The sequence below is a fragment of the Hyella patelloides LEGE 07179 genome (assembly GCF_900659865.1).
Classification (GTDB): Bacteria; Cyanobacteriota; Cyanobacteriia; order Cyanobacteriales; family Xenococcaceae; genus Hyella; species Hyella patelloides.
The window spans coordinates 1-2,231 of sequence record NZ_LR214255.1 but is presented as its reverse complement, the minus strand read 5'-3'; the positions used below and the strand labels follow the sequence as shown (position 1 = coordinate 2,231).

The 2,231-nt window shown below is 38.9% G+C and carries 3 protein-coding genes; all 3 read left to right on the top strand.

Annotated features, from left to right (window positions below):
• The first annotated feature begins 440 nt into the window (after positions 1–440).
• From H1P_RS32850 to H1P_RS32840, 3 genes are read left to right on the top strand one after another with little or no spacing between them, the layout of a single operon-like run.
• A complete protein-coding gene (locus tag H1P_RS32850; RefSeq protein ID WP_144875621.1) occupies positions 441–833 on the top strand; it encodes a hypothetical protein in 393 nt (130 codons plus the stop codon).
• Positions 830–1,573, top strand: a complete 744-nt coding sequence (locus H1P_RS32845; protein WP_144875619.1) for a hypothetical protein — start codon at positions 830–832, stop codon at positions 1,571–1,573. Before H1P_RS32850 ends, H1P_RS32845 begins: the two co-directional genes overlap by 4 nt.
• Positions 1,566–2,207: a replicative DNA helicase gene (locus H1P_RS32840; RefSeq protein WP_144875617.1), complete on the top strand. Its 642-nt coding sequence runs from the start codon at positions 1,566–1,568 to the stop codon at positions 2,205–2,207. The genes H1P_RS32845 and H1P_RS32840 overlap by 8 nt, the downstream gene beginning before the upstream one ends.
• The last annotated feature ends 24 nt before the right edge of the window (positions 2,208–2,231 follow it).

The window sequence follows — 2,231 nt, the reverse complement described above, 5'->3', positions numbered from 1 at the left end:
TTTTTGCTGCGCCCAAAATCCTTGTAACCTTTATTTGCTCAAGGTTGTCAAGTTATTCAGCAAACCCTAGTTATCTCTTAATTTCCACGCAATCCAGTCGTTACTCAAGTTTTTGTAAAGAATTACAACGATTTGTCGAAAAACGGCTGATTCTTTCAAAGTAACTCTTGGCGAAGCCTACCTAAAAATCGAGGTTTCGTCCCTCATTGTCCCAGGAAGCAACAATTATGAAAAATATCTATGACAAATACAGAATAACTGGCGAAATTACTTTACAATTCTCCTATCTAGATCGAAAAAATCTAGGTATAAAAGCCGAAAGCAGTTGACTCCTGACCAAAGTTGACAACTGCCTTCAAAACTTTAGAACTCGCTGCCTTCTTGTAATAGATAGGTGGCAAGTTCCCTATTGACTAATTTTTTTCGTCTCAAATGTAATTATGCCACAAACTAAGAAGATTCAAGGAAAATTTTATCCACTAACCAGTGAAGTAACTGCCAAATTAAGACAAGCAAAACTAACGGCTGCGGAATGGAGAATTTGGAGTTATTTAGTTGAAGTCGATCCTTGGGGCGATCGCTATCAGGATTTAAACTCTTTGAACGTAATGAGTAAATGTGATTGCTCCAAAGCTACATTTTATAGAGCGATCGCTAAATTTCAAAGGCTAAGCTTATTCGACATTCAAGACAAAGGATTCAGTATCAGAAATCTCACTGGAGCATCAACAATAAAATCTGTCGATGAGAAAACTAACGCTCAAAGGTTAAGAAAAGGTTATCGCAAAACTGCGAAAGTAGTCTCAAAAATGAGACTGAATTCTCAAAAATGAGACTGAATTCTCAAAACTGCGAAAATCAACCGCCAGAAACCCCACCAGATAAGGCTTTCAAATCGCCTCAGACTCTTCAGACTTATACAGACTTTAAAAAGACTCTCTCAGAAGACGAGGGCGACAATTTTTTAAATTTCGTAAGAGGACAAATACAAAACCTAGAGAAACCAATCAACGATCTCGAAGCCTGGTTAGCCAGTAAAAATGCAGCAGGTCAAAATCGTTGGGAAGTCTATTACAAAAACTATCAAGACCAAAAAAGTGAGCAAAAATCCAGAAATGCCCAAAAGACATCTAGTGAGGGCAAATTTAACGCGGACGAAAATTTGGCGATCGCTCGCTGGCAAAAACGTCTCAAAGAGCAAGCCGAAGCATCAGAAGCAGCTTTGAGAAAGTCCAATCCGTTCTTAAATAAAACCAATTCAGCAGCAGAGCCAAAAAATAGCGTCAGTGATGATTTAAAAGGTTCTGAAGGGACTGCAATAGAGAAAAGTAATGAAAGTTCTCCTGATGTAAATAAGAGCGAATTCGACCAAATTTTTAACGATCCTGCTGGGTTTACCAAAGATACTTCACCAGCTTCATCACCAGAACCTTCTCCTAGTCCAAAAATTACCAAAGAAGAAGGATTGGATTTTCTGCGTAATTTAGGCATGATGAAACATTTCGAGCAGGACTTAAACCAAGAGCAAGAAGAAAATCAAGACCCAGATCTAGGAGGTGAAGAAGATGAATAATCAATTACCTCCAGTCAATATCGAAGCCGAAGAAGCCATTTTAGGGGGAATTTTACTCGACCCCGATGCAATGGTCAGAATTGTCGATATTTTGGTTGTAGAAGCTTTTTCTCTCTCTGCCCATCAGCTAATTTATCGTGTAGCTCAAACTCTCTATAATCAGGGACAATCTACGGATTTAATGGCAGTTAGTACTTATCTAGCAGATCGTAATCTTCTAGAAGATATCGGAGGAACGGCTAGGCTGGCTCAACTGTTAAATCGTACCGTTTCGGCAACGAACATCGATCGCTATGTAATGTTAGTGATGGATAAATATACCCGCCGTCAGGTGATTTCTGCTGGACACAAAATTGTCAATATTGGGTATGATACGAGCATCAAACTAGATGTAGTATTAGATTCTTCCGAGCAGGAAATTTTTAAGATTTCTCAGCAAAAAATGAGTTCCAACATAGAACACAATAGCGCGATCGCTGGTGCTGCTTTAGATCAGCTTGATGACAATAATCCGATTTATCCCACAGGACTTTACGACCTGGATAAATTGCTGGTGGGTTTTGAACCAGGAACGCTCAGTATCATCAGCAATTCTCATTTTGGCAAAAATAGGGATTTAGTTCTCTATCTTTGACAGATAACTAAGATTAATGAGGGA

Coding starts and splice junctions, on each gene's coding strand:
- H1P_RS32850 (WP_144875621.1), top strand. CDS start 441: ATGCCACAAACTAAGAAGATTCAAGGAAAATTTTATCCACTAACCAGT.
- H1P_RS32845 (WP_144875619.1), top strand. CDS start 830: ATGAGACTGAATTCTCAAAACTGCGAAAATCAACCGCCAGAAACCCCA.
- H1P_RS32840 (WP_144875617.1), top strand. CDS start 1,566: ATGAATAATCAATTACCTCCAGTCAATATCGAAGCCGAAGAAGCCATT.